We start from the raw sequence: 24,684 nt of genomic DNA on the forward strand, positions 1-24,684 counted from the left end.
TCGTCGCTCGCCTTTTAAGAAAAAGGCTTCGCTCCTCGCAATGACGGTTTTTTATTATATGTCATTCCCGCGAAAGCGGGAATCCAGGAGCGTTTGTCGTTTTGCGTGTGTGGGGATTAATGTCAATCTGGATTCCCGATCGAGTCGGGAATGACAGTATAATGGATTCCCTTAGTCAAATAGGCGTGGAACCAGACAAGGGGCTTAAGCCCCTTGTCTAAGAAGTAGCGCGGCAATCGCGTCTTGTCAAGAACCTCAATCCTTCGGCTCGATCCTGAACTCAGACCCCTTGCTGTCCTTTCCGGTGATGACGAACTTTATCCCCAGCGCGTGGAACGTCCCCAGCCCGCCGGTAAGCGTAATCAGCGTCCCCCCGGCGACAAGGAGTCCCAGCTTCGATGTCGGTTCCGGGTCGAATATCGCCGCCGCCACCATCCACAACCCCGCCCCGGAAAGCCCCAGGCCGGTCAAGACCGAGACGATCGTCTTTATTGTGGCGCCCCCCTTGCTCTTCGCCGCCCGCATCAACGACACGGCCGACCCCAGGTCGTTTGCATCGAAGCCCAGCCCGGCGTCATCGATGAACGTGAAGGGCGCCTTCTTCCTGTAAAGCTCCAGCGCCCTCGGGAGCCATTCCGCCTCGCTCGTCCTCACCACGAGCTCGACCTTCCCCTCCCGGACGACCTCGAACTCGGACGGCTTGTCCTCCGACTTCCTGAATATCTTGAAAGGCCAAATACCCATAAAATAATTCTACTTTATCGGAAGTCTGTTGTCAAATGGTTAAGCAGATCGGTAAAACCCTAAAAAATCTAAAAAAAATTTCAAAAAAGCCTCGACAAATCGCGAAAAAAAGTATAAAATCTATACCTTTAATATCCAAATCTCGGTTGAAATTCCAAAAATCGTAATTATATTAATCTTGATAGTTCATTCTATAGCTATAATTATGCTGGTCACAAGGGAGGTTTAAATGCCGATATACGAATATACCTGCGACACCTGCGGCGAGATTACGGAGGCGCTCCAAAAGGTCTCGGACCCACCCCTTGAAAAGTGCGAAAAATGCGGGGGCAAGCTAACCAAGCTGATCTCGAACTCCACCTTTATTCTTAAGGGCACCGGCTGGTACGCCACCGACTACGGCGGAAAGAAAAACGGCGGGGGCGATAAAGATAAATTCAACATGAAGGGGGACAACGGAAACGACAAGGCCCCGAAGGCCGATACGTCAAAGGAGATAAAAGCGGAAAAGATGCCGGAAAAGCCGAAGGAGAACAAGGGCGAGAAGAGCGAAAAGGGCGCCGATGCGTCATAGGTCTGCCTTGGATCAGGGGGATGGTAGCTGAAGGTTGGGCGTTAGCGGTTTAGAGGGGGCCGGCAGGAGATTGACAAAGGGGGTCTCTTCCCGATGGGAAGGGGCCTTTTTTTTGCGCCCTTTTTCCAACGAAATTCCTTGAATTAATCGCCCGGCGGTGATAAATATACTGGTATTATTGTAAACCTTGGGGATCGGCGGGAAGCAATGAAAAAATACAAGAGCGGCGACAAATACGGCGCCCACAGGGTGATAAGGCCGAAGGGGGTGCTTCCCCAGGCGGCCGACGTCATCGATAACGACATGGAGATATACGACAACGAGATATTGGTCGACGTAAAGACGCTGAACGTCGACTCGGCGTCGTTCACCCAGATAAAAGAAGAGGCGAAGGGGGACGAGGCGAAGATCGCCGAAATCATATTGAGGACGGTAAGGGAGAGGGGAAAGCAGCACAACCCGGTCACCGGCTCCGGCGGGATGTTCATAGGGACAATAGCCGAGATAGGCCCTAAGCTCAAGGGCCTTTACGACATTTCCGTTGGGGACAAGATCGCGTCGCTGGTGTCGCTGTCGCTGACACCCTTGAAGATTGACAAGATCGTGAGCGTAAAGAAAGACCGGGACCAGGTGGACGTTGCGGGAAGAGCGATCCTCTTCGAGAGGACGGTATTCGTAAAGTTGCCTTCCGACATGCCGGCGTCGGTGGCGCTGGCGGTTCTGGACGTGGCCGGGGCGCCCGCCCAGACGGCGAGGTTGGTGAAGCCCGGTGACACCGTCTTTATCATCGGCGCCGGCGGAAAGAGCGGGATGCTGGTCGCCTTCGAGGCAAAAAAGAGGGCCGGCGTTACCGGCACGATAATCGGCACCGGCCACAGCGATGCGAGCACAAAGAGGATAACAGACCTTGGCCTCTGTGACCACGTGATCAAGGTCGACGCCTCAAACCCCCTCGAGGTGGAGCGGGAGGTGGATAGGTTGACCAATGGAAAGATGGCCGACGTCACGATAAACTGCGTCAATGTCCCGAACACCGAGATGGGCTCGATCCTCGCCACCAAGAGGGACGGGCTGATATATTTTTTCTCCATGGCGACGAGCTTCACGAAGGCGGCCCTGGGGGCGGAGGGCGTGGGGTCGGACGCCACGATGATAATCGGAAACGGCTACGCGACCGGCCACGCCGAGATCGCGCTGGAGGTCCTCAGGGAGTCGCCCGTGCTTATGGAGGTCTTCAAAGACCTCTACGGTTAGTTAACCACTAATATTAGTTGAGTATTACGGCCGTATATGGAGTGGGCCCTTGAAATCGAAGCTTGACCTCGACAGGAAGATGGTTGACGAGTGCCGTCTGACGGCGGAGAGGATCGCCGACCGTCTTCACGGATTTATCGTCTCTCATTCCACCGACAGCGTGGAGCGAAGCGTCCTGAGGCTCATGGGGCTTGACGGCGTAGACAGGAAGGGGACTCCGCTCGCGAATATCGTTGTCGATGCGGTGAAGAGAGCGGGGAGGCTCGAATCGGGGGTCGCCGGAACCGTGGCCGACCTGATGGCCGGTTCCGGTGTCGATATTCAATCTTTAGCCGGGGGCATATCCAAGGGGGATATTAAAGTCAAGGGCAAGGTCAAGGGCAAGGTGGTGGGGGCCGAGCCGCTCCCGCTAAAAAAGAGGAGAGAGGTCTTAAGGCCCCTTGTGGACGCGGGCCTAAGGAGGATAAAAAAGAGGGTCGATGAGAGGAGTTCCTTAAAGGAGAGGCTCCCGATGGACAGTGGGCCCCTCCTTTACGTCATCGTCGCCACCGGAAACATCTTTGAAGACGTGGTTCAGGCGAAAAGCGCCGTCGAGATGGGGGCCGACTGCATAGCGGTCATCCGCTCCACGGCCCAGAGCCTACTCGATTACGTCCCCTACGGCGCCACCACGGAGGGCTTCGGCGGGACCTACGCCACTCAGGAGAACTTCAGAATAATGCGCGAGGCCCTGGACGATGCAGGGGAGAGAGCGGGGAGATACATCTACCTCGTCAACTACGCCTCCGGCCTCTGTATGCCGGAGATCGCGGTCATGGCCGCTTTCGAGCGCCTCGACATGCTGCTCAACGACTCGATGTACGGGATAATCTTCAGGAACATCAACACCATGAGGACGTTTGTCGACCAGCACTTCTCCCGGACGATAAACACCCGCGCCGATATTATCATCAACACAGGGGAGGATAACTACCTCACCACGGCGGACGCGGTCGAGCAGGCCCACACGGTTCTGGCCAGCGACTTCATTAACGAACAGTTCGCGATAAAGGCGGGCCTCCCCCCGAGGCTCATAGGGCTGGGCCACGCCTTCGAGATAGACCCGGAGATCGAGGACGGATTTCTGATGGAGGTCGCCCAGGCCCAGATGATGAGGGAGATATTCCCCGACGCCCCGATAAAGTACATGCCCCCCACGAAGCATATCACCGGAAACGTCTTTCGGGCGCACCTGATCGACATGATGTTCAACGCGGCCTCGATGATGACCGGCCAGTCGATACACCTCCTGGGCATTCTGACGGAGGCCATCCACACCCCCCACGTGGGGGACAGGTTTCTCTCCCTTCAGGGGGCGAGATACGCCAGGAACAACATGAGAAACATCGCATCCGAAATATCCTTCGAGAGGGGGGGTAGGATCGAGATGCGGGCCAAGGAGGTCTTGAGGAGCGCCCACGAGATGCTCGGGGAGGTGGAGGAGATCGGGCTGGTCGAGGCGTTGGCGAGGGGGATGTTTGCCGATATAAAGCGAAGCCCCGACGAGGGGAAGGGGGCGGCGGGCGTCTTCAAAAAGGCGGACGGGGAGTACTTTAATCCTTTTTTTGAGTAGTTGGCCTTTTTCGAGGGGTAATTGATGCCGAAATCGAAGCTGGAGACAAGGAAAAGGAAATACGTAAAACCGTACGGCGATACGATGAACGACGGGGCGGTGCAGCTATCCTTTACCCTCCCGGGAGTCACCGGGGAGCTTGCCACAGAAGCCGCAAAGAGGCTCGCCCAGAAGATGGGGATCGACGACCCGTACGTCAGCTCGGCGACGGATATCGGCTCCGACATGACCTTCATAGTCCTGTACGGCAGGATTATCCACGATGTGGATATAACGAAGATCGAGGTTTTTGAGGAGGAAGACGAGAAACCCCCCGACATGAAGGTGATAGACAAGATGATCGAGGATAATCTCAAAAGAAAGATCGTGGTCGTGGGGGCCTGCATCGGAAACGACGCCCACACCGTGGGGATAGACGCCATAATGAATATGAAGGGGTACGCCGGCGATTACGGCCTGGAGCGCTACAAAAACATCGAGGCGATAAACATGGGGGCGCAGGTGACGGGAGAGGAGATCTTGGAGAGGGCGATAAACGAAAAGGCGGACGCTGTCCTCGTTTCGCAGGTGGTGACGCAAAAGGACGTCCATATCGGAAACCTGTCGAGACTCGTTGATCTCTTCGACGAGGAGTACGGGGGGGAGAGGCCGATTTTAATCGCCGGGGGGCCGAGGATAACCGACAAGCTCGCCGTGGAGCTCGGCTTTGACCGCGGCTATGGCGGGGGAACCCTCCCGTCTCATGTGGCATATTTTATCTACAAGAAACTGCTTCATAAGGCGGAGGAAAGGTGAAGGTACATCCCTTTGAGCTGGAGAGGTTTTACGTCGAGTACGAGTTCGACGTTAAGACAAACATCAGCGCCTCCTGCGGCGCCGAGACCACGACAGAGGACATCCTGAAGCTTTCGGGCGTGGAGGCTACGGAGCAATATCTCAAGCTCGGCCTCGACTACAGGGAGAACAAGGGGGACGAGGCGCTGAGGGAGGAGGTCGCGACGGAGTACGAAAGCCTTGGCGCCGACGACGTCCAGATAACCACCGGGGGTTCGGAGGCGATCTATCTTTTGATGATGACCCACCTCGAGCCGGGGGACAGGATAGTTACCGAGAGGCCGATATATCAGTCCCTCTACCAGCTGGCGGCCGACATGGGGGTGGAGGTGCTGACTTTACCCCTTTCTGCGGAGGGCGGCTACGTACCCGACCCCGAGATGTTGAAAAAGCTCCTCGTAAAGAGCAAAGTTAAAATGGTGGTTATCAATCACCCTCACAGCCCCACCGGCTCGATTATCACCGCAGACCTTCAGCGGGAGATAGTCGACATAACGGAAAGGCACGGGGCGCTCCTGTTGTCGGACGAGGTGTACTGGGGTGTCTTCTACGATAAGGCGGATAAAGTCCCCCACGCGGCCGATCTCTCCGAGAACGTCGTCACGATAGGGGACATGACCAAGCCCTACGGCCTGGGGGGATTGAGGGTAGGGTGGCTGGCGTCGAAGCGGAGAGACATCCTTGGAAGCGCCTCGATCCTCAAGGACTACACCACGATGTGCGCGGCGGCCCCGTCTGAGTTTCTCGCAACGCAGGTGTTAAGACACAAGGGCGCGCTGCTCAAAAGAAATATCGACATCGCGAGGGGGAACATCGAGGCCTTCGAGCGAGCGGTTGAGGATTCCGGCGGCAGGCTCTCGTGGATAAGGCCGAGGGGGGGATACACCGGATTTGTGAGGCTCAACATCGACGGGATGACGGTAGAAGATCTTTGCCTGAGGCTTATCCGCGAGAGGGACGTCCTGATCCTCCCGGGGAGGGTCTTCGGCGACCCGGCTTCCTTTCGTATAGGCGTGGGGACCAAAACTGAGCAGTTCGAGCGGGGCGTGTCGGCGCTCTCCGACTTCCTGGCGGGAATGTAGCCCCAATCTTCTTGGCAGGTCTTTATGGTTGTGGTTTGTATTTGTCCTAATATGAAATGTTTTTAGATGGCACAAGCATTTAAGGCAGTGTTTTTGCGATATAGTAAATCATTTGTTGGAATAATAAGATGGCGGAGAAAAGGGGAAAAATCGAGTCCACGATCCGCGTCAGGATGAGCACGGCGGACGCCCACTACGGAGGCGGTCTCGTGGACGGGGCGAAGATACTATCCCTCTTCGGCGACGTGGCGACGGAGCTCCTGATAAGGATGGACGGGGACGAGGGACTGTTCCTCCGCTACGACGAGGTGGAGTTCAAGGCCCCGGTCTTCGAAGGGGACTACATCGAGGCGAAAGGTTGGATAACGAAGTCGGGAAACACATCGAGGACCATGGAGTTCGAGGCGAAAAAGGTTATCGGTGCGAGGAGGGATGTCGCCCCCTCGGCGGCCGATTTTTTAAAAGAGCCGGTTCTCGTCGCCAGGGCGACCGGCGTCTGCGTCACGCCGGAGGAGCTTCAGCGAGATATTAATCAATAGGGATTGATATTCGGGATTGCTGTGTCTGTGTGGGGCCGGTGGTATTTTTTCGATGGGATGCAGCTTTTTAGTGGATTACACGGTGGAGCTGCTGATAATATTAAATAAGAAGTAAGTATAAACCTTAAGTTGGGATGGAAAAGATGGCGTACAAAAACTTTAAGCTTCTACCGAAAAAGACCGAAAAGATCGAGACCAAGTACCGGAGGATCGCAACGGAGATACCCGTTCCGGAGTCGATTCCGCTGCTGAAGGACTTGAGGAAGTACGAGCCGCTTTCGATGAGCGGACAGCCGCTGGTCGTCTGGGACAACGCCTCCGGCTTTATCGTCTCCGATCCCTACGGCAACAGGTGGATAGACTTCTCGTCCGGGGTGCTGGTGACGAACTCTGGACACCTCCCCCCGGAGCTTAAACGCGGACTGATCTCCCAGATAGAGTCGGGAATGATACACTCCTACTGCTTTCCAAACGAGCCGAGGGCTAGGCTCGTCAAGAAGCTGGTGGAGATTGCGCCCGAGGGGATGGAAAAGGTCTTTCTTTTGACCACGGGGGCGGAGGCCACCGAAAACGCCGTCAAGCTCGCCAAGACCTGGGGGAGAAAGATCGGGGGCGACGAGAAGAACGTAATCGTCACCTTCGAGGGCGCCTTCCACGGCAGGACGATGGGCTCCCAGCTCGCGGGGGGGATACCGTCTCTCAAGGAGTGGATCGGGACGCTTGACCCGACCTTCGTCCAGGTTCCCTTCCCGGACGGGTACTTCAATCCGGAAACCGACTTTTCCGCCTTTACCGACACCCTGAAGAAGAAGGGAGTGGAGGGAAGCAAGGTCGCGGGCGTCATGGTGGAGTCGTATCAGGGAGGGATCGCCGGGTTTTACCCGGAGGCCTACATGAAATCCTTGAGGGAGTGGTGTACCCAGAACGGGGCGCTCCTGATAGACGACGAGGTCCAGGCCGGCTTCGGCAGGAGCGGGAGGCTCTTTTCCATAGAGCATTACGGCGTTGTCCCTGACATCATCTGCCTCGGCAAGGGGATGGGAGGAGGCTTGCCGATATCGGCCGTCATGGGAAACTCCAAGTTCATGGACATCTACGGCCCGGGGGAGATGACCTCGACCCATAGCGGGAACCCCCTTACCTGCACTTCGTCCCTCGTCTCGATCGACCTCATCGAGAAGAAGGGCCTCGTGGAGAATTCCAGGAGGATGGGCGATATCCTCCACGGGGAGCTGAAGAAGATCAAGGACAAACACCCAGATTTTATAGGGGCGGTCAACGGAAAGGGGCTGCTCGCCGCCGTCCTATTCTCCGAGAAGGGGGTGAAAACCCCCAACCACGACCTCGCCTTTTCCGTCGTCGAGAAATGCATCCAGAAGGGGCTGATGCTCTACGCACCCCTGGGGCCGGGCGGCGGAACGGTCAAAATGAATCCGCCCCTCATTATCGAGGAGGAGGCCCTGATGGAGGGGATCTCCGCCTTTTCGGAGGCGGTCGAGGAGTCGATTATGAGTCGATAGTGAGTCGATAGTGACTCAATGGGGGAGAGCCTTCGCCCTAAATCCCCTTGGACTTCATCGATCTAAAGTGCAAGGGAAGTTCGGATATCGGATGAAAATAGTTTAAAGGTATTGAGATGAGAGACTACAGAGATATCGACCTCTTTAAAGATACAACGCCCGACCAGTGGAACGACTGGAAGTGGCAGGTCAAAAACCGGATCACCAAGCTTGAAGACCTCAAGCGTGTGGTAAATATATCGCCGAAAGAGGAGGAAGGAATAAAGGAGACGCTCGAACTCTTCAGGATGGCGATATCGCCCTACTATGCGTCGCTCATGGATCCCGACAACCCGAAGTGCCCGGTCAGGATGCAGGCGATACCCTCCATTAACGAGACCCGAAAGGCGCCTGCAGACCTTGTTGACCCCCTCTCCGAGGACGAGGACTCCCCCGTGGCCGGCCTCACCCACAGGTATCCGGACAGGGTCCTCTTTCAGGTCACCGACCAGTGCACCATGTACTGCCGTCACTGCACGAGGCGAAGGGTGGTCGGCATAAACGACCAGATGCGCTCGAAAGAGGAGCTTCAGGCGGATATCGACTACATCGAGGAGGCCACAGACGTGAGGGACGTCCTCCTCTCCGGCGGAGATCCCCTGACGATGAGCGACGATAAACTCGAGGAGATAGTGGCGAAGTTGAGGGATATACCCCATGTCGAGATAATCAGGATCGGGTCGAGGACGCCGGTCGTCCTCCCGCAGCGGATCACCCCGGAGCTGGTGGATATGCTCAGCCGCTATCACCCGATATGGTTCAACACCCACTTCAACCACCCGAAGGAGATAACGGCCGAATCCGCAAGGGCCTGCGACCTCCTGAGCAGGGGCGGGATACCGCTAGGGAACCAGTCGGTGCTCTTGAGGGGCGTAAACGACTGCATCCACGTGATGAAAAGGCTCCTCCACGAGCTTGTCAAGATCCGCGTCCGCCCCTACTACATCTACCAGTGCGACCTCTCGGTGGGGATCGAGCACTTCAGGACGTCGGTAGGAAAGGGGATAGAGATAATGGAGCGCCTCAGGGGGCACACCTCCGGACTCTGCGTCCCGACGTTCGTCGTCGACGCCCCCGGCGGCGGCGGGAAGATCCCCGTCATGCCCCAGTACATGATCTCAAGGAGCGACCACAAGATCATCCTGAGAAACTACGAGGGTTTCATAAGCGCCTACACGGAGCCGGCCGTAGGCCCCGAGGAGTGCGAGATATGCAAGGAACTCAGGAAAAAGGGGGAGGAGGGGATCGGCATCGAGAAGCTCTTCACAGGGGAGGCCCAGACGCTTAGGCCCACCGACTCGGTTCGGGAGAAGAGAAAGAGCCGGTTCCACGCTTGATTTGTTTTTCTATTGTCTTACGCGGGCGGTGGAAAAAATCTCAAGGCCGAGGAAAAGGCGTGAATATTGTTGTTGAGATAGCCGTGTGTCGGCCCTCGCTTGGATAGCGGACAAACTGAAAACGATAAATCAAGGTAAAATCGAGATATGAAAAATGAGATAGATATCCGCTCCGAGACGGCGGACGACCAAAAATCAATCTACGACCTGCATCTCAGCGCCTTCGGGAGAAGAGTCGAGCCGGAGCTTGTAGGAAAAATCCGCTCCAAGGAGAACTTCATCCCGGAGCTCTCCCTTGTAGCGGTGAACGAAAACAAGATATTGGGACACCTCCTCTTCAGCATTATCACCATTGAATCGGAAGGGAAGGAAATTCCCGTCCTTGCCCTTTCGGTCATCTCCGTGCTCCCGGAATACCAGAAAAAGGGCATAGGCACAAAACTGATAAAAAGGGGCCTTGAGAAGTGCCGGCGCCTGGGGCACAATGTCATCATCGTCATAGGACACCCCTCCTACTATCCCCGCTTCGGCTTTGTTCCCGCCTCCGGTTACGGGCTTTCAGTCCCCTTCGAGGCGCCGGACGAAGCGGTCATGGCGGCGGAGCTTGCCCACGGGGCCTTAAACGGGATATCAGGAACTATTCAATATCCGCCGGAGTTTGCCGAGGACTTGCCTTAAAAATAGCGGGTCTTCCTCTGACTTAAAAAGGGCACAGAATAAATCGGTTACGGTATTTTAATTGAGTTGTTTTATGGGTTGAGGTGATATGGGCAAAAAAGCAAACCTTAAGGACGTGTTCTATCCCAAGAACGTGGCCGTGGTGGGGGCTTCGGAAAACTTCGCCAAGCTCGGCTTTCACGCCCTCAAGGCCGCAATCAGCGGTGGGCTTAAGGGGAAGGTCTTTCCCGTTTCCCCGTCCCTGGCGGGAAGGGAGATCATGGGGGTTCCCGGCTACGGGTCTATCGAAGACCTTCCGGAAGACGCCCAGCTGATGGTCTTTGCCATCCCCCACGACAAGATAGTCGAAGCCCTGAAGTCCGCCGCCAATAAGGGGGCGAAGGGGGTGGTGATATTCGCCGGGGGCTTCAGGGAGGTGGGGGAAGAGGGAGTCAGGCTCCAGAGGGAGGTGAGGGAGACGGCCGACCGCCTCGGGATAAAGATCATCGGGCCGAACTGCGTCGGTACAGTGAACATCCACCACGGGCTCAACGCCACGTTCGCCCATCCCCTGTCTCTGCTGAAGAAGGGCGGAGTCTCGGTGGTAAGCCAGAGCGGCGGAACCGGGTCCGCCATCGTGACCACCATGATGGACAACAACGTTGGGCTCTCGAAGTTCATCAGCATCGGAAACCGGGTCAACCTCGACTTCGCCGAGCTCGTCGACTACCTGGCCGACGACGACGACACCGACGTCATCTGCCTCTTCATCGAGGGGATGGACGACGGGAGGGCGTTCTTCGAGTCCGCCGGGGCCGCCTCCAAGAAGAAGCCGATCATAGCCTACCAGGCCGGCTTCACCGAAACCACCAGGCGTCTCTCCCTCTCCCACACCGGCTCCATGAGCGCATCGGAGGATATCTACCGGGCGGCATACAAGCAGTCCGGGGTGCTCTTCGTCAACGACTACGAGGAGCTAGTGGACACGGCAAAGGCGCTGTCGGCCTTTGCCGACCTCCCGATCCCGAAGCTCAATAGCGGCGAGAGGCCGGGCGTTGCGATCTTCACCCACACGGCGAGGCCGGCGTTGATCGTAGCCGAGACGATCGAGAAGGGGGGCGCCGTCCTCCCCGACTTCACCGAGAAGAGCAAGGAGAAGATAGTGGAGTTCGCCCCGGAGTTCACCGTACCAACGAATCCCCTCGACATGTTCGCCCACGCCTGGTTTATGACCGACATGTACCTGAAGGCCGCGGACCTCGCCCTGTCGCAGCCGAATATCCACATCGCATGTTCCTGTTACAGCGGAGGCTCCGAGGTGGGGATTGCGTTTCCCGCCGAAAAATACGCGGAGATAGCAAGGCAGCACAACAAGCCCGCGGTCATCTGCCTGATGGCGCCCTACGCCCACTTCGAGGAGCGGGCCGCGGCCGACGACGCCGGCGCCCCGACGTTCAACAGCCCCCACAAGGCGGGAAGGACGATCGCCAACATGGTACGCTGGTGGAGGATGAAAAACAGGGTTTGAAAACGCCTTAGATGTTTACCTTTAATTGATATTAAAGGAGGCCTGACAATGACGGAAAAGGTATCGGTCGAGGAGGCGAAGAAGCGGGTCTATGAGCTGATGCTGAAGGGCTACCACTGAGGCCCCTCGGTCCTGCAGGTCATGTGGGAGTCTTTTGATTTCGGCGATATGGATATCCTCTGGACGTGCACCCCCTTTGTCGCCGGAATAGGCGGTCAGCAGGACGCGCCATGTGGCGCCGTGAGCGCTGGGGCGGTGTGCCTCGGCCTCATCCACAGGGAAACGGGCGGGAAAAAAGAGGAGGTAAAGCTTGCTCGACACAGGGCGAGGCAGAATGCAGCGGAGTTTGTAAACCTCTTCAGGCAGGAGTTCGGGAACATAACGTGCAGCTCTCTCATCGGGATAGATTTCTCGAAGCCGGGGGAGTACAAGAGGTTTCTGGATTCAAAAATCTGGGTGGACAAGTGCATGAAGTACGCCCAGTTCACCGTTGAAAAGCTCATCGGCCTTATCGAGAAAAAAAGGGCGGGGGCGAAAAAGGTTTGACGGCGGCGGTTTGACGCGGCTCGTGAGATTCAACTCGATACGGAATAGGGGGTATATAATATAGTGGATTTTTCTATACGCAAGGCGAACCCCGGGGATGAGGGGGGGATAGCGATTCTTGTCTCCGAGTTTCGGCGGCTGGCCTACGGCGGGGAGAAGCCGATGGATGAAGCTGTCAAAACGGTTAAGAAACAGCTGGAAAATTGCTTTTCCGATGAGAGCCGCCTTCTGCTTGTGGCGGTGGATAAAACCGGCGAGGTCGTGGGCTACTCGGCCGTCCACTGGCTGTCCTACCTGGTCTTCGGCGGGACGGAGGGGTACGTGGCCGAGCTCTACGTTCGGGAGGATCTTCGGGACAGGGGCGTGGGGGGGAGGCTTCTTGACGAGGTCGTGGCGGAGGCCAAAAGCCGGGGGTGCGTCCGCCTGATGCTCGTCAATAAGCAAAAGCGGGAGTCGTACAAAAGGGGGTTTTACAAAAAGCAGGGCTGGGTGGAGAGGGAAGATGCGGCGAATTTTGTTTATCCGCTGTAGGTGGGAGTTTGGACGTTCCTTTCACAACAAAATCAAATGAAGATGCTCGGCGGCGGTGATATAATAGAATTGATTCACGGCTTAAAATGTGGTAATATAATTTATCTTCTTGACAAATGTTCCTAAAGACGCTATTTAATAGCTAATGAGTTCATTAATGGATTGATTAAAGGGGCGTTATGTCGGAAGAGACAAAAGACAAGGGAAAAAATAAATACAAAAGGGACGAGGATATTGATAAAATCTCAAAAGATACGAGGGTAATGGATTATAACGCACCCTCTATCGAAAATAAGGATAAGGATATCGAGGAAGATATAATGCACGACAAGGAGACATTTTTCGTAAAGTATTTGGACCAGAGGTTCAAAAATATAGAAGACAAGATGGATAATCTTGTTGAGGCCGTCAATGAATCAAAAAAAGACAATCTTGAAGCTATTAAAGAAGTAAAAAAAGACAGTCTTGAAGCTGTTAAAGAAGCAAAAAAAGACAATCAAAATATCGTAAACATGATTCAATCTGAAGTTCATGATCAAAATGAAAGCATCAGAAATATTTACAACATGCTATGGGCCCTTGGTATTGGCATAATTCTTGCCATTTTAACAAGCCTTTTAACGAGAATTTTTTAATTCGCCTTTCCAAAATCAATCCCCCCCTACCACAACACCGACCGGCACGTCAGCCCGCCGTCTGCCTTTAAAAACTCGTAGTTGTCAACCTCGACCGCCTCAAAGCCGGCGGCCCTGATTCTCTTTAACGTCTCGGGGAATCCCGAGGGGACGAGCACCCTCCCGTTTGCGGCAAGGACGTTTCCAGAAGCCTCCTCGCCCTCCGCGACCTCGATCTTCCTCAAGCCCTCGATGTTATTAAAAGCCGGATTTTCGAGAATGGCTTTTGTCCCGAGGAGGGCGTTGGGGGAGAGCGGCGTGATGATGGTCGTCAGGTGGAGCGCTCCGGCGAACTCCACCGTCTCGCCCGTGAGACCCCGCTCCTCGATTATAGCTATAAGCTCCTTCGCGCCGGTCTCGTCCGTCCTCGAGGAGAGCCCGATGAAGTATCTCCCGCCCAGCCTCAGGACGTCCCCACCGTCCACCGTGCCGCCACTTTTCATCCTTCTGGTCTCGATCATGGGGGAGAGCGCCGCCTTAACGGAGTTAGCCTCTCCAGCCCTCGTCTCGGCGCCCGGCCTCGTTATCACCGCAAGCCCGGGGAGGATAACGGCTGTGTCCTCTAAGAAGACGCCGTCGGGGTAGGAGGGGTCGGCCGGCAGAACAGTGATCTCGATGCCGATGCTCTTTAGTGCCTCGATGTATTGTTGGTGCTCCCTTCTTGCCGCCTCGATCGATATCTTGGAAGAGTTACCCTTCTCCGAGAGCGCACCGGTAAGCTCGTAGGAGACCTCCCTCACGATCCCCCTCGTGTAGCGGTAGCTCAGAAAGTCGTTTTCGGAATGTGTCATGAATATCATCCTTTTTCAGCGGACTATCATAGCAGATGCGCCGTTGTGCATCAATCTTTATTGTGAAAGCCCGGTTTTTTCCTTGAGCGGCCTTCCCCACGGGGCCGTAAAAAAAGGTACGGGGGTACTTGACCCCGCGGCCTCTATATATCTAATCCTTTGACAAAGGCTGAAGATCTTTTATCAGCTCGCCTTGGTGAACTCCGCGTCGATGAAATCGTCATCGTCGTCGTTCGATCCGCCAGAAAAGCCGCTGTCTGAACCGTGATATTCGTCGCCCGCCGCGCCGTTCCCACCGGGCCTTGTTGAATAGAGCTTCTCCGCCATGGTGTGGGAAGCGCCCTTGAGCGCCTCGATCGACCTTTCTATCCTCGCGGTGTCCTCGGCCTTGATGGCTCCCTTCGCCTCGCCTATCGCCTTTTCGAGCTCAGAAGCATCTTCAGGGGAGAGCTTGCCGCGGCTTTCAGTAAGGAGCTTTTCTATCTGCGATACCAGCATGTCCGCCTCGTTTCTGATCTCGACCTCCCTCCTCCTCTTTTTGTCCTCCTCGGCGTGGGCGTCCGCGTCCTTGACTAATCTATCCACCTCTTCTTTGCTCAGGCCGGAAGAAGATGTGATGGTGATCGCCTGGGATTTCCCGGTCGCCATGTCCTTTGCCGAGACGTTGACGATGCCGTTTGCGTCGATGTCAAAGGTCACCTCTATCTGCGGCATTCCCCTCGGGGCCGGCGTTATCCCGCTGAGCTGGAAATTTCCGATCGTCCGGTTTCCCGCGGCCATCTCCCTCTCGCCCTGAAGGACGTGAATGTCAACGGCCGGCTGGTTGTCCTCGGCGGTTGAGAATACCTGGCTCTTCTTGGTGGGGATGGTCGTGTTTCTCTCGATGAGCCTTGTCATCACGCCGCCCAGCGTCTCGATGCCGAGGGACAGCGGCGTCACGTCGAGGAGCAGCACGTCCTTGACGTCGCCGGTCAGGACTCCGCCCTGAATCGCGGCGCCCAGCGCCACCACCTCGTCCGGGTTGACCCCCTTGTTCGGCTCCTTGCCGAAGATCAGCCTTATCTTCTCGGTAACCATCGGGATTCTGCTCGATCCGCCCACGAGAATGACCTCATCGATCTCTCCGGCGGTTAGACCGGCATCCTTGATGGCGCTCTTCAGCGGCGCTATCGTTCTCTCGATGATCGGGCCGGCCAGGGCCTCGAACTTCGCACGGGTCAGCTTCATCAAGAGGTGCTTCGGGCCGCTTGCGTCCGCCGTGATGAAGGGGAGGTTTATCTCCGTCTCCATCGTGGAGGAGAGCTCGACCTTCGCCTTCTCCGCACCTTCCTTCAGCCGCTGGATGGCCATCTTGTCGGTCGACAGGTCCACGCCCTGGTCTTTCTTGAACTCCTCGATGAGATAGTTTATTAAGGCCTGGTCGATGTTGTCGCCGCCGAGGTGAGTGTCGCCGTTGGTGGACATGACCTCGACAACGTTGTCTCCCACCTCCAAGATCGAGATGTCAAACGTCCCACCGCCGAAGTCGAAGACCGCTATCTTCTCGCTCTTCTTCGAGTCGAGCCCGTAGGCCAGCGCCGCCGCCGTCGGCTCGTTCACGATCCTGAGGACGTTAAGACCCGCAATCTTGCCGGCGTCCTTCGTAGCCTGCCTCTGGCTGTCGTTGAAATAGGCCGGAACCGTGATTACTGCGTCCTTAACCTTCTCGCCCAGGTAGTCCTCCGCCGCCTTCTTGAGTTTTCCAATGATCAGGGCCGAGATCTCCGGCGGGGAGTACTCCCTGTCGTCGATCTTTACCCTGACGTCGCCGTTCTCGGCCTTAACGATCTTGTAGGGGACCATCGCGGTCTCCTCGGTGACCTCGCCTGCCCTTCTTCCCATGAACCGCTTTATCGAGTAGACTGTTCTCTCCGGGTTCGTGACCGCCTGCCTCTTTGCGGCCTGGCCGATGAGCCTGGAGCCGTCGTCGGTAAACGCAACCACGGAGGGTGTCGTCCTTCCCCCCTCCTCATTGATGATGATCTTCGGCTCTCCGCCCTCCAGAACCGCCACGACGGAGTTCGTTGTCCCCAAGTCTATTCCTATTGTCTTAGACATATCTATTTACCTCTCTTTCGTGAGTTATTCTTTTTACACGTTTCTAATATAGTTACAATTTGTTGAATTTCAAGAGGATTAGGGAACTATCGGACTAATAAAATTTAGTTTCCACCCCTTTATTTTTTTTATTGACAAAAAAACCTATAGTGGTAAACTGCGGGAGTGACTGAATGTTCATTCATTTTTTTTAGCTTCCGTTCATTACTCAAAGGAGGGTTGGCAATTTTAGGGGTTGGCAATTTTAGGGGGACGGTGATTTTTAGGGGGACGTTGATTTTTAGGGGACGGTGATTTTTGGGGGTCGCCAATTTTAGGATTGGCAATTTTGAGAGTTGGTGATTTTTTGGGGGGGGGTCGATGATTTTTTAGGGTCGGCAATTTTTAGGGCGGCTGATTTTGGGGGAGGGGGGGATTGTTAAATCATACGGGATTTGAGGTCAGGAATAAAGTTTGAAAAATAAACAATATAATAAGGGAGGATATAGTCATGGCTAACTTGCTTGTTGATATGAGGGATCAGCAATTTACCCTCTACGAAATGTTGGATATCGAGGGCTTGAGTAAATATCCGAAATACGCCGAGTATTCAAAAGACCTTTACGATGCGGTCATGAACGAGGCGGAGAAATTCGCCGTCAACGACATCATGCCCACAAACGAGATCGGCGATAAAGAGGAGTGTACTTTTTCAGACGGAAAGGTGACCGTGCCGAAGGCCTTTCACGACGTCTTCAAAAAGTACGTGGAGGGCGGCTGGATTACCGTAGCCGACGACCCGGAAGTGGGGGGCCAGGGATTCCCGGCCGTCATAGGGATCTGCTCCGGGGAGATATTCTCAGCGGCGAACTTTGCCTTCAACATGTACCCCGGCCTTACTCACGGGGCGGCTAAGCTGGTAGAGATATACGGCAACGAGGAGCAGAAGCGTAAATACATGGACAGGATGTACGCGGGCGAGTGGGGAGGAACGATGTGCCTCACAGAGCCGGGCGCCGGCTCCGACGTGGGGGCGCTCAGGACCATCGCAAAGCCGATCGGCGACGGGAAGTTCAAGATATCCGGGACGAAGATATTCATATCGGCCGGTGATCACGACCTGACCCCGAACATCATCCACCCGGTTTTGGCAAGGATCGAAGGGGCGCCCGCGGGGACGAAGGGGATATCGATATTTGTGGTGCCGAAGTACCGCGTCAACGACGACGGGAGCCTGGGTGATTTCAACGACATCCACACCGGAAACATCGAGCACAAGATGGGGATAAAGGGAAACTCCACCTGTACCCTCAACTTCGGCGACAACGACGACTGTATCGGCGAGCTTCTGGGCGAGGAGGGAAAGGGGATGAGGGTCATGTTCAACATGATGAACGAGGCCCGTCTCGGCGTCGGCATCCAGGGCCTTGCCCACAGCAGCGCCGCGTATATGCACGCCGTAAACTACGCCAGGGAGAGGCTCCAGGGCTCCGATCTCGCAAACTTCAGAAATCCCGAGGCGCCCCGGGTCTCCATCATCAACCACCCGGACGTGAGGAGGATGCTCCTCTGGATGAAGGCCCACGTCGAGGGGCTTCGCGCCCTGATGTACTGGGTTGCGTACTGCCTGGATGTCTCCGAGGGTACGGAAAACGAGGAGGAGAAGGAGAGGCATCACGGCTTCGTGGAGCTTCTGACCCCAATCTGCAAGTCGTGGGGGAGCGACATGGGATTTCGCGTCTGTGAGAACGCGGTTCAGGTCTACGGCGGCTACGGCTACACCTCCGAGTACCCGGTTGATCAATTCATGAGGGACTGCAAGATCGCGTCGATCTACGAGGGGACCAACGGAATTCAGGCGCTGGACCTCGTCGCCAGAAAGCTCGGTCAGAACAAGGGCGCGAACTTCGTAAACTTCATCATGGAGATAACAAAGACGATCGAGCAGAACAAGGCTAACGGCGTCCTCAAGAACGCCTTTGCAGAGCTGGAAAAGGCGAAAAACACCCTTGCCGAGATAGGCGGCTTCTTCGCCCAGTGCGGTAAAGAGGGCAAGTTCCTCGTGCCCGTCGGAAACGCCATGCCGTTCCTCGAGCTCATGAGCAACGTCACCCTTGGTTGGCTTCTCCTCTGGCAGGCCTCCATCGCCAGCATAAAGCTTGAGGCCATCAAAAAGGAGAAGGGAGTGACCGACGACGACTGGGTCGGAATGGCCGCTCTCTACAAGGACAGCAAGGATGCCTCTTACTATCAGGGAAAGGTTGCCGCGGCGAAATATTACGCAGCCTACGTCCTTCCCCACGTCGAGGCCACGGCAAGAGCGATAAAGACCGAGGATATGAGCATAATGGAGATCGCCGAGAGCGCCTTCGCCGATGTCTAATCTGTTGTTGAATCATGGCTCCCAAAAATCTTGGGGGCCTTTTTTCTTTAGAGTCAGGTGTTTAAGCCGTAATCTTGGTATGCAAGAGGCCTGTTTTTCAAAGGCTCTTCTAATACGGTAGACTTCAGGATCTCAATGATAGACCTTCACATTCATACAAAATTCGGGGACGGCAAGGATACCCCCGCGGATATGGCCCGCGCCGCCAAAGGGGCGGGGATAAATGTTCTCGGCTTTTCCGAGCACTTCCCTAGGCCCCCCGGATACGACTATCCCGCGGAGGACTTCAACCATACGGCCCTCGCTTCCAGGTGGTTCGACTACGCCTCCGAAGTGAACAGGCTGAAGGCAAGTTCCGGCGACACGCCCAAAATCCTATTCGGCACCGAGATAGATTATCTCCCGGACGAGGAGGAGACACTTCGCGCCGGGCTTTCCGCCTTCAACTTCGACTTCATAATCGGAAGCGTCCACATGATAGGGAAGTGGGGATTCGACTACAATCAGAAGGAGTGGGAGGGAAAGGACATCGACGCGATTTACGACGCCTACTGGGAGAACATGTTCAAGTTGTTAAAAAGCGGTCTCTTTGACTTCGTGGGCCATCTCGACATCATCAAGGTATTCCGGGACTCCCGCCCGCCGAAGAGAGACCACACCGGCTCCGCCAGGGAATTCTTAAAGGAGGTTGCAAAGAGGGGCTTAACCATCGAGATAAACAGCGGCGGCCTGAGGAAGGCCTGCAGGGAGCTCACCCCGTCGGTCGGGCTGATAAAGGAGGCGGTCGCCCTCAGGATTCCCCTGACCCTCGGCTCCGACGCCCACAGGGCGGAGGACGTGGGTTACCATCTCCCGGAGGTTATCGAGATGATAAAGGGCTTCGGCGTTAGGGAGGTGGTCTTCTTCGAGAAGAGGAGGCCGGTTGCCGTAGGGATATAGTCGGGCGATTTGCTTTTTAAGACCGATCCTGATCTGTCTTGTTTTGACAACGTATATATCACAAATAAAAATTTAACTTTTTAACGCCGCAGCTTGCTCGAAGTCATTTTTTAATGCAGAGAAGAGGTCTTATGGTCACCCCTATTGAAAATATTCGTGGCCGGCGATTCCGTATCAAAAATGGGACAATCTTCAGAATCTTTATCGAAACGGTTATCTTTTCTCCCCCGCGCTTCATTGTGGAAATAGTGGCGTGGTCTTGATTACATTTAGATTACAAGATTTGGATTGTGAGAGTCGTTTCATGTTGCGATGATCTTCATATACCCAGCCCCTCAAAATTGGAGGCTTCCCTTGACCTCAAGTCCACGGTAATCTTGAGCGGGAAGGGTTTTTCAAGCCTAAATGAAGTAGGGGGAGATTCATGAAAACAGGGACGTCTCAATGATCGTCACGAGATGATGTCCCTGAAATCTTAAGCGGGACTGTTTTTAAAGCCTGAATTGAAAAGAGGGGGGGACAAAAACAGGCCCGTCTAAATAATCGTCATAAGATGATGTCCCTGAAATCGGAGATGATCTTGACGATCTTGTCCATGTCGTCCTCCAACTTTATGATCTCTATGTCGTCGTCGGAGACCTTCTCCTCGACAAGGAGCTTCTTATTGATCCAGTCGATTAACCCCGCCCAGTAGTCCTTGCCCACCAGAATCACCGGGAAAGGCTTTATCTTGTCGGTCTGGATCAGCGTCACCGCCTCGAAGAGCTCGTCCAGGGTCCCGAATCCCCCCGGCAGGACGATGTATGCCATCGAGTACTTGACGAACATCACCTTCCTGCAGAAGAAGTATCTGAAGTTTAGCTTCACGTTGGAAAAGCTGTTCGATTTTTGCTCCATAGGGAGCTCGATATTGAGTCCAACCGATTTCCCGCCACCCTCCGCGGCCCCCTTGTTGGCCGCCTCCATTATCCCCGGGCCGCCGCCCGTGACGACAGAAAACCCCTTCCCGGCAAGCTTCGACGCCAGCTCTTCTGTGAACGTGTAGTATTTGTCTCCCGGCCTCACCCTCGCCGAGCCGAAGATCGAGACCGCAGGCTCGATATCCGGGAGTATCTCGAACCCGTCAACAAACTCCGCCATAATCCTGAACATCCGCCATGAGTCATGGGTGTTGATGGCGTTGATTACATACTGCCTCTCCCATCTGTCGGGCATTTTTTCTTCCTTATTCCGGTGGTTTATTTAAGGCACCCATTAGAAATAAAAAGGTGCCCCCCTGATAAGGAATTCTATCAGATTAATCCGGTTTGTCAATATAATGAGGCCGTTTCGTCCGGGTAAAATTGAATCCGACAAAGGGATCAAATCTTTATAACACGGCCGATTTCCCCCTCAAAAATATTGACAATCGCATCAAACTGGTTTACGATTTAGCCCATGAAAATACTAAAAAACAGAGAGGGCGCATGCGTCCTCACGGCGATTGGATACATCTTCGCCATACTCCTGATCCTCTTCGGGCTTATAAATCTCTACTCCCTCGCATCGCCCCAGGCGGTCAACAAGGTGGGAAGGATAGTGGTCGCCTTCATCTGCTTTTTCATGGGTGGGGGGCTGATCGTCTTCATAACAAAGAGGGTGACGAAGACGCCCGACAAGATGGAGGTGATCCAGAAGATAGAGCTCTCCGGAGATGTGGAGACGGAAAAGCTCACCTGCAAGAACTGCGGGGCAAGCCTCGAGCAGAACAGCGTCAAGGTGAAGGCGGGGGCCGTGTTCATCAACTGCCCCTACTGCGGAAGCTCCTACCAGATCACCGAGGAGCCGAAGTGGTAGGCGGGGTCCGCCGTTGATTCTGAGACAGGGTCTTGTTTGGTATTTGTTCCCCTATTCCCTTCCCATCGATGTGTTTTGTATTTATGTGTTCGAGGTGAATGGGCGGCCGGGGAGGATGGATCCCCCCGTTTTTTTTAATCGGCTCGAAACGGCGGGGTGACCGATGCCGTCTCTTGCCGAATCCTTGTGAGCAGGGAAAAATTTAATGGTTAGCAATAAGCGGGTCGACCGTTGAGGAGTAAAGATATGGCCAAAAAGAGTGCGGAGCAGAAGGGCGACGGGAGGTCGATCCTCCCCATCAAGCCGGGGATGACCTTCGTCAACATCGGCATGGCGGTGGGGCTTGCGGTCCTTCTCACAATCATCATGAAGACCCTGGCGCCGATTCTGAAACCCTTCTTCATCGCGCTTTTCTTGAGCTACCTCCTTTACCCAATCATAGAATATCTCGCCAAAAGGAAGGTGCCGAAGTTCCTGGCTTACTTGCTTGTCTTCCTTTTGATCTTCGGCCTTTTTTACGTCCTCGGGGCGATAATAACGGTTCAGGTAAACGAGTTTATTGACAACCTCGACACATACAAGGGGAGGCTTGCCGACCTTTTCACCCAATTTGCCGCCTTCCTCCAGAGATACAGCATCCTGGAACGACTCGGATTCGACTCGGGTCTCATGGACTTCCGTGAGTTCTCACCTCTGGAGAAGCTCCAGGAGCTGATCCTCTCCAAGCTCGACCTCTCCAAGATAACCGGATACATCGGATCGAGCCTCGGTTCGTTTTTGGATGTCGTGGTCAATATCCTCGTTGTTGCCTTTTTCATGATCTTTCTCCTTCTGGAGATCGATCGGCTTCCGGCCAGAATAAAGTACGCCTACGGGGAGGACTCTGACCTCATCATCGAGATTGTCGAAGAGGTGGACAGGAGCGTAAGAAAGTATCTCATGGTCAAGACCATGGTGAGCCTCATTACGGGTATCACGTACACGATTGTGCTGTGGATTGCCGGGGTAGACTTCTTCCTCCTCTGGGGGCTTCTGGCCTTCCTCTTGAACTACATCCCCTACATCGGATCGTACGTGGCCACGGTTCTCCCCGTGCTTGTGGCGCTGATCATCCTCTCTCCCCTGTCGGTCCTGATAGTGCTGATTATCCTCCTCGCCATTCAGATGATTATGGGAAACATCGTCGAGCCGAAGCTCCTTGGGAGAGAGCTCAACCTGAGCCCCGTTGTAGTCCTGATCTCCCTGGCGTTCTGGGGGTGGCTCTGGGGTCTTACGGGGATGTTCCTCTCGATTCCGATTACCGCCACCATCAAGATAGTAATGGAGTATATCCCGGAGACCCAAAACGTCGCCCGGCTGATGAGCGATGTGGTGGAGGTTCCCTCCGTTGAAGAGATCGAGAGAAAAACGGAGAAGTTCACCATGGTGTTGAAAAAGGTGAAAAAGATAAGGGAAATGAAGGGAGTTAAAAAAGAGGGGGAGGAAAAAGGGAAGGGAGAAGATTGAGGGATGGGGGGATTACCCTGTCTGTTCTGCGAAATGAGGGTCAAGGCCGTTTCAATTCTTGATTAATAACTCCTCTTTATGCGGGTCATCCATCGATCGCTGCAGAATGCGGAGAATACGGCTTAAGTTCAATTGCCCAGATCGGCTTTGAACAGGTGTCTTGGGCGATCCCGGCGGTGGGAGTCAAAACGTGATATTGACAAAGGTTGCTCCGCCTGACCACCCCCCGGCCCGATTCAAGGCCGTTCGCTCCCGTAAGGCTCTACACAATTTTTGTGCAAGATGAGGAATCCATAGAGGATATAAAAAGGGGCCGCCTGTTTTTTCAGATTGTGGGGCAGATTTACAAAAGGCTTCGCGTTTACATAATTAACAACTCGCGATTCAAATTCAGGGGCTTATTGAGCCGAAGACACCGTCTACATTTACGATCAACCGATTGCGGTCAATCCTCGATCTCCAGCGGCTGGAAGTCCCTCTCGAAGTAGGGGTGGTAGCTTTTCGGCAACGTCCTGTAGTCGACATCCTTGATAAGATCAGTGAAGTCGTGGGAGTTGTAGGTGTTCCAGAAAAGGACCCTCTTCCCGTCAAGCTCTCCCCTCGACGCATGGTCGATCATGGCCGCCATCGCCTTTCCCGTGTATGTCCCCTCGAGCTGAACCTTGTCGCTGATTTTCAAGAGCCTTACGGCGTCCATCCCCTTCTCGGTAAAGCGGGCGTAACCGTCCCCGAGGTAGCCTTCGACGATTTTGACATCATCTCCCGTAATCTGGACGTCCGGAAACGTGGGATCGCACTTCATCAGGAGCCTTTTCGCGTCGTTGAAGTGTCTCTTCACGTTTTCAAGGCCGGAATAGTCGCTCGGGGAGACCGCAACCCCCCTGACCTTGATGTCAAGTCCCAAGGCCTTTATCCCCAGGGCGATCCCCGCCGTGGTTCCGGCGGAGCCGGTCGGGAGGTAGATGAGATCCGGCTTGGGGAGCACCCCATCCATGATCTGGTCCGAAAGCTCGAAGACGGCGCTCGCCGTCCCGACCACCCCGAGGGCGTTTGATCCCCCGGCCGGGATATAGTAGGGGATGCGTCCGGAGGTCAAGAGGCGCTTTATCGAGATCAATAAGAAGGCTGAAAAAAGGGTCGGAATCCCCCCGTATTGATGAAGCTCCGCGTTAAGAAGCTTCTGGTAGAGGAGGTTCTTCCTTACGTAGCGGGCGTTGGATTGAGGGAGGTGTATCGATATGGGACTCAACCCCAGCTTCTTAGCAAAGATTGCCGTGGCGAGAGTGTGGTTGGATCCGGCGTAGCCGAAGGTGACCGTGTGCTTGAAATGTTTCGCCACCGCGTCCGCGAGGAGGAACTCGAGCTTTCTCAGCTTGTTTCCGCCGTAAAGCACGGACGACAAATCCTCCCTCTTGATAAAGAGTCCCTTTTGCTTCAGTGCCCTCTCCAGGCCTTCAAGACGGTCGACGGGCGTCGGGTAGTTACCCAGGGATACGTGATGAATCTTCCCCCCAAGGGCCGGGTGGGCGGCAAAGATCGGATTTTTTTTGGCGTTATAGTGGGTTTCGCTTCCGTTCATTGGAACTCCTCGGCCGATATATGTGTAGTAAAATTATATACATTTTAAGGAATAATCGCAAGAGACTAAAAGAATTCCCCTCCGAAATAGGTCAGCTGCAAAT

22 protein-coding genes are annotated in these 24,684 nt (G+C 54.9%); 17 read left to right on the forward strand and 5 right to left on the reverse strand.

Annotated features, from left to right (window positions below):
* Positions 1 to 255: 255 nt before the first annotated feature.
* Entirely contained in the window at positions 256 to 744 is a 489-nt protein-coding gene (locus JW984_03105) for a hypothetical protein (protein MBN1572167.1), read from the reverse strand.
* A 229-nt stretch (positions 745 to 973) separates the two neighbouring features.
* On the opposite strand from JW984_03105, the gene JW984_03110 reads away from it, so the two are divergent.
* The 13 genes from JW984_03110 (at position 974) to JW984_03170 (ending at position 13,432) form a co-directional block, all read left to right on the forward strand.
* A complete protein-coding gene (locus tag JW984_03110; protein ID MBN1572168.1) occupies positions 974 to 1,318 on the forward strand; it encodes a zinc ribbon domain-containing protein in 345 nt (114 codons plus the stop codon).
* A 207-nt stretch (positions 1,319 to 1,525) separates the two neighbouring features.
* Positions 1,526 to 2,572, forward strand: coding sequence for an L-erythro-3,5-diaminohexanoate dehydrogenase (locus JW984_03115; protein ID MBN1572169.1), 1,047 nt, complete (start codon positions 1,526 to 1,528; stop codon positions 2,570 to 2,572).
* A gap of 49 nt (positions 2,573 to 2,621) precedes the next feature.
* Positions 2,622 to 4,184: a D-lysine 5,6-aminomutase subunit alpha gene (locus JW984_03120; protein ID MBN1572170.1), complete on the forward strand. Its 1,563-nt coding sequence runs from the start codon at positions 2,622 to 2,624 to the stop codon at positions 4,182 to 4,184.
* A gap of 24 nt (positions 4,185 to 4,208) precedes the next feature.
* On the forward strand, positions 4,209 to 4,979 hold the full coding sequence (locus tag JW984_03125; GenBank protein ID MBN1572171.1) for a cobalamin-dependent protein: 771 nt from the start codon (positions 4,209 to 4,211) through the stop codon (positions 4,977 to 4,979).
* On the forward strand, positions 4,976 to 6,100 hold the full coding sequence (locus JW984_03130; GenBank protein ID MBN1572172.1) for an aminotransferase class I/II-fold pyridoxal phosphate-dependent enzyme: 1,125 nt from the start codon (positions 4,976 to 4,978) through the stop codon (positions 6,098 to 6,100). Before JW984_03125 ends, JW984_03130 begins: the two co-directional genes overlap by 4 nt.
* A gap of 128 nt (positions 6,101 to 6,228) precedes the next feature.
* Positions 6,229 to 6,639: a 3-aminobutyryl-CoA ammonia lyase gene (locus JW984_03135; GenBank protein ID MBN1572173.1), complete on the forward strand. Its 411-nt coding sequence runs from the start codon at positions 6,229 to 6,231 to the stop codon at positions 6,637 to 6,639.
* A 143-nt stretch (positions 6,640 to 6,782) separates the two neighbouring features.
* Positions 6,783 to 8,159 carry an aspartate aminotransferase family protein gene (locus JW984_03140; protein ID MBN1572174.1) on the forward strand — a complete coding sequence of 459 codons (1,377 nt, stop codon included), beginning with the start codon at positions 6,783 to 6,785 and terminating at the stop codon, positions 8,157 to 8,159.
* A gap of 116 nt (positions 8,160 to 8,275) precedes the next feature.
* Entirely contained in the window at positions 8,276 to 9,535 is a 1,260-nt protein-coding gene (ablA, locus tag JW984_03145) for a lysine 2,3-aminomutase (GenBank protein MBN1572175.1), read from the forward strand.
* A gap of 147 nt (positions 9,536 to 9,682) precedes the next feature.
* Entirely contained in the window at positions 9,683 to 10,213 is a 531-nt protein-coding gene (locus JW984_03150; protein MBN1572176.1) for an N-acetyltransferase, read from the forward strand.
* Positions 10,214 to 10,301: 88 nt separating this feature from the next.
* Complete coding sequence (locus JW984_03155) at positions 10,302 to 11,720, forward strand: CoA-binding protein (GenBank protein ID MBN1572177.1); 1,419 nt, start codon at positions 10,302 to 10,304, stop codon at positions 11,718 to 11,720.
* Between the two features lie 141 nt (positions 11,721 to 11,861).
* Positions 11,862 to 12,266, forward strand: a complete 405-nt coding sequence (locus tag JW984_03160) for a C_GCAxxG_C_C family protein (GenBank protein ID MBN1572178.1) — start codon at positions 11,862 to 11,864, stop codon at positions 12,264 to 12,266.
* A gap of 63 nt (positions 12,267 to 12,329) precedes the next feature.
* A complete protein-coding gene (locus JW984_03165) occupies positions 12,330 to 12,797 on the forward strand; it encodes a GNAT family N-acetyltransferase (GenBank protein MBN1572179.1) in 468 nt (155 codons plus the stop codon).
* Positions 12,798 to 12,976: 179 nt separating this feature from the next.
* On the forward strand, positions 12,977 to 13,432 hold the full coding sequence (locus JW984_03170) for a hypothetical protein (GenBank protein ID MBN1572180.1): 456 nt from the start codon (positions 12,977 to 12,979) through the stop codon (positions 13,430 to 13,432).
* 26 nt (positions 13,433 to 13,458) lie between these two features.
* On the opposite strand, the gene JW984_03175 is transcribed toward JW984_03170, so the two are convergent.
* Positions 13,459 to 14,262 carry a hypothetical protein gene (locus tag JW984_03175; GenBank protein MBN1572181.1) on the reverse strand — a complete coding sequence of 268 codons (804 nt, stop codon included), beginning with the start codon at positions 14,260 to 14,262 and terminating at the stop codon, positions 13,459 to 13,461.
* Positions 14,263 to 14,445: 183 nt separating this feature from the next.
* The gene (gene dnaK / locus JW984_03180) at positions 14,446 to 16,359 is read right to left on the reverse strand and encodes a molecular chaperone DnaK (protein MBN1572182.1); all 1,914 of its coding nucleotides are present in this window, start codon (positions 16,357 to 16,359) and stop codon (positions 14,446 to 14,448) included.
* A gap of 490 nt (positions 16,360 to 16,849) precedes the next feature.
* Here dnaK and JW984_03185 point away from each other — a divergent pair, with 490 nt between their 5' ends.
* Positions 16,850 to 18,721 (forward strand): acyl-CoA dehydrogenase, encoded by a 1,872-nt coding sequence (locus JW984_03185; GenBank protein ID MBN1572183.1) that lies wholly within the window; start codon positions 16,850 to 16,852, stop codon positions 18,719 to 18,721.
* A 135-nt stretch (positions 18,722 to 18,856) separates the two neighbouring features.
* Positions 18,857 to 19,660, forward strand: a complete 804-nt coding sequence (locus tag JW984_03190; GenBank protein ID MBN1572184.1) for a histidinol-phosphatase — start codon at positions 18,857 to 18,859, stop codon at positions 19,658 to 19,660.
* A gap of 546 nt (positions 19,661 to 20,206) precedes the next feature.
* Here JW984_03190 and JW984_03195 read toward each other — a convergent pair.
* A complete protein-coding gene (locus JW984_03195; GenBank protein MBN1572185.1) occupies positions 20,207 to 20,875 on the reverse strand; it encodes a TIGR00730 family Rossman fold protein in 669 nt (222 codons plus the stop codon).
* 222 nt (positions 20,876 to 21,097) lie between these two features.
* Here JW984_03195 and JW984_03200 point away from each other — a divergent pair, with 222 nt between their 5' ends.
* Positions 21,098 to 21,496, forward strand: coding sequence for a hypothetical protein (locus JW984_03200; GenBank protein ID MBN1572186.1), 399 nt, complete (start codon positions 21,098 to 21,100; stop codon positions 21,494 to 21,496).
* A 246-nt stretch (positions 21,497 to 21,742) separates the two neighbouring features.
* A complete protein-coding gene (locus JW984_03205; protein MBN1572187.1) occupies positions 21,743 to 23,002 on the forward strand; it encodes an AI-2E family transporter in 1,260 nt (419 codons plus the stop codon).
* 445 nt (positions 23,003 to 23,447) lie between these two features.
* Here the strand turns inward: JW984_03205 and JW984_03210 are convergent, their stop codons facing one another.
* Positions 23,448 to 24,581 (reverse strand): pyridoxal-phosphate dependent enzyme, encoded by a 1,134-nt coding sequence (locus tag JW984_03210; protein ID MBN1572188.1) that lies wholly within the window; start codon positions 24,579 to 24,581, stop codon positions 23,448 to 23,450.
* Between the last annotated feature and the right edge of the window lie 103 nt (positions 24,582 to 24,684).

The sequence above is a fragment of the Candidatus Zymogenus saltonus genome (genome assembly GCA_016929395.1).
Lineage (GTDB): Bacteria > Desulfobacterota > Zymogenia > Zymogenales > Zymogenaceae > Zymogenus > Zymogenus saltonus.

Coding starts and splice junctions, on each gene's coding strand:
- JW984_03190 (MBN1572184.1), top strand. CDS start 18,857: ATGATAGACCTTCACATTCATACAAAATTCGGGGACGGCAAGGATACC.
- JW984_03185 (MBN1572183.1), top strand. CDS start 16,850: ATGGCTAACTTGCTTGTTGATATGAGGGATCAGCAATTTACCCTCTAC.
- JW984_03125 (MBN1572171.1), top strand. CDS start 4,209: ATGCCGAAATCGAAGCTGGAGACAAGGAAAAGGAAATACGTAAAACCG.
- JW984_03200 (MBN1572186.1), top strand. CDS start 21,098: ATGAAAATACTAAAAAACAGAGAGGGCGCATGCGTCCTCACGGCGATT.
- JW984_03160 (MBN1572178.1), top strand. CDS start 11,862: ATGTGGGAGTCTTTTGATTTCGGCGATATGGATATCCTCTGGACGTGC.
- JW984_03150 (MBN1572176.1), top strand. CDS start 9,683: ATGAAAAATGAGATAGATATCCGCTCCGAGACGGCGGACGACCAAAAA.
- JW984_03195 (MBN1572185.1), bottom strand. CDS start 20,875: ATGCCCGACAGATGGGAGAGGCAGTATGTAATCAACGCCATCAACACC.
- JW984_03140 (MBN1572174.1), top strand. CDS start 6,783: ATGGCGTACAAAAACTTTAAGCTTCTACCGAAAAAGACCGAAAAGATC.
- ablA (MBN1572175.1), top strand. CDS start 8,276: ATGAGAGACTACAGAGATATCGACCTCTTTAAAGATACAACGCCCGAC.
- dnaK (MBN1572182.1), bottom strand. CDS start 16,359: ATGTCTAAGACAATAGGAATAGACTTGGGGACAACGAACTCCGTCGTG.
- JW984_03175 (MBN1572181.1), bottom strand. CDS start 14,262: ATGACACATTCCGAAAACGACTTTCTGAGCTACCGCTACACGAGGGGG.
- JW984_03210 (MBN1572188.1), bottom strand. CDS start 24,581: ATGAACGGAAGCGAAACCCACTATAACGCCAAAAAAAATCCGATCTTT.
- JW984_03135 (MBN1572173.1), top strand. CDS start 6,229: ATGGCGGAGAAAAGGGGAAAAATCGAGTCCACGATCCGCGTCAGGATG.
- JW984_03155 (MBN1572177.1), top strand. CDS start 10,302: ATGGGCAAAAAAGCAAACCTTAAGGACGTGTTCTATCCCAAGAACGTG.
- JW984_03205 (MBN1572187.1), top strand. CDS start 21,743: ATGGCCAAAAAGAGTGCGGAGCAGAAGGGCGACGGGAGGTCGATCCTC.
- JW984_03110 (MBN1572168.1), top strand. CDS start 974: ATGCCGATATACGAATATACCTGCGACACCTGCGGCGAGATTACGGAG.
- JW984_03115 (MBN1572169.1), top strand. CDS start 1,526: ATGAAAAAATACAAGAGCGGCGACAAATACGGCGCCCACAGGGTGATA.
- JW984_03105 (MBN1572167.1), bottom strand. CDS start 744: ATGGGTATTTGGCCTTTCAAGATATTCAGGAAGTCGGAGGACAAGCCG.
- JW984_03170 (MBN1572180.1), top strand. CDS start 12,977: ATGTCGGAAGAGACAAAAGACAAGGGAAAAAATAAATACAAAAGGGAC.